Here is a 1,512-nt window from a genome sequence, read left to right as displayed (position 1 = left end):
GAATAAAATGTCATAATACCAGTCTTTTAAGTCCTTATAGCTAGTCAATCTTGAGTCAATATCTTGCATATCCTTTAATGTAAAATTCTTTCCGCATCTCCTTAATGCTTCCCAAAATATAGGTTTCAAAATTAATATTCTATGCTTAATATTGTGGTCCTTAGCTAAACATTCTAAATATCGAATATAAGAACAAATAGTATTATCATCCAGCCAACACAAAGGCTGAAGAGAATTCACATCTGATTGACTAATTCGAATACCAGAATAAGGAGCAGAAAGAGGCTTAAGTTCTCGAGAAGATGATTTAAAGGGACTAGCTTTCTGTCTAGAAGGAGGTTCTGATGAATCTACTTTGAATAAATCTGCTAAGGAATAGTCAATTGGAGATTTTGGTTTAGAAGACTTTGATTTTGGCTTTTCGTCTTGTTTCTTTTTTTCTTTTGGTTTAGGAGCAGGTTCATGCTCAGGTTCGGGCATAGGAAGGGCATAATCATCATTTTCTTCATCAAGTTTGATAGACTTTTTATTGGATTTCTTAGGTGGGTCAGGACCATCTGAAGAATCAGATAGCCAGTCAGAATCAGAATCTGTCCAGAATGAAGGCTTATTTTGTGGTCCAATTCTCTCTGCGTATGTAGGGTCAGGAAGATAATCTCGAACTAATCTGAAATACCCTCTAACAGCTCGTAAAGTACCATATTTTGGTATATATTTATATAATTCCATACTTCCATTCCTATTCTTGACTATAACTAATAAATATCCTGTTATTCTGACTTTCTTTTTACGAATTTCTTTTATATATTTCAGCAATATCGAATTTGCAGTATCAGATAACCAATTATATTGACAAGATAACTGCATAGTATTTTTATGGAAAACGGCTAAAGGATACCGGACTTGATTTGTCATCGCAGTAAGATTCTCTATAGTTATCGGACTTAAGGCAGGTTTAAACTTTAAATAACCTCCAACAAACATATATTTTGTCATTGTTTATTTATATTTTTAAAAATTTTAAATGACAGATTTAATTTTTCCCATAGAGAGTACGTTATACATTAAAAAAGGGATTGATAAAATTATAAAACATGAAGATAGAAATAAATGGTTTCCTACTATCTTTTTGGACGGCGAAAAGGATGAGAATCCTAATGATATATTTATTATTCAACAAGCAGCAATAACAAGAAAGTCAAGGAATCCTGGTAAAAAATCTAAACAAAAAAATAATGATGAAGATAAATATAGAATCTTTGTCGAAACCTTTGAATGGTATGATAAGAAAGAATTCTTAGATAGATTAAAGATTTTTGCTGATGCATGTAAAAAGAAACATATTACTATTTTTGGTATGATTTATGTTCATATCGGCTATTATGATGACAAACTAAGATGTAATAAAACAGCAGAGACTCAAAAAATAGTTATTAAGAAAGGTAAAATTGTTCCTTCAAAAATTAGGATTACAGCAAGGCAATGTCAAAATGTTATGCATAAAGATAATAG

The 1,512-nt window shown here is 30.8% G+C and carries 2 protein-coding genes; one reads left to right on the top strand and one right to left on the bottom strand.

Going from position 1 to position 1,512, the window contains the following annotated elements; translation table 11 throughout:
* A partial coding sequence (locus tag QZ306_RS10590) for a hypothetical protein (RefSeq protein ID WP_295163673.1) occupies positions 1-984 on the bottom strand: 984 nt, incomplete at its 3' end.
* Positions 985-1,024: 40 nt separating this feature from the next.
* Between QZ306_RS10590 and QZ306_RS10585 the strand changes: the two genes are divergently transcribed.
* The coding region (locus tag QZ306_RS10585) for a hypothetical protein (RefSeq protein WP_295163672.1) at positions 1,025-1,512 on the top strand (488 nt) is incomplete at its 3' end.

Origin of the sequence: uncultured Brachyspira sp. (genome assembly GCF_910588665.1) — a bacterium.
In the GTDB taxonomy this organism is placed as follows: domain Bacteria; phylum Spirochaetota; class Brachyspiria; order Brachyspirales; family Brachyspiraceae; genus Brachyspira.
The sequence above is the reverse complement of the archived record's forward strand: the minus strand, read 5'-3'. Positions and strand labels throughout refer to the sequence as shown.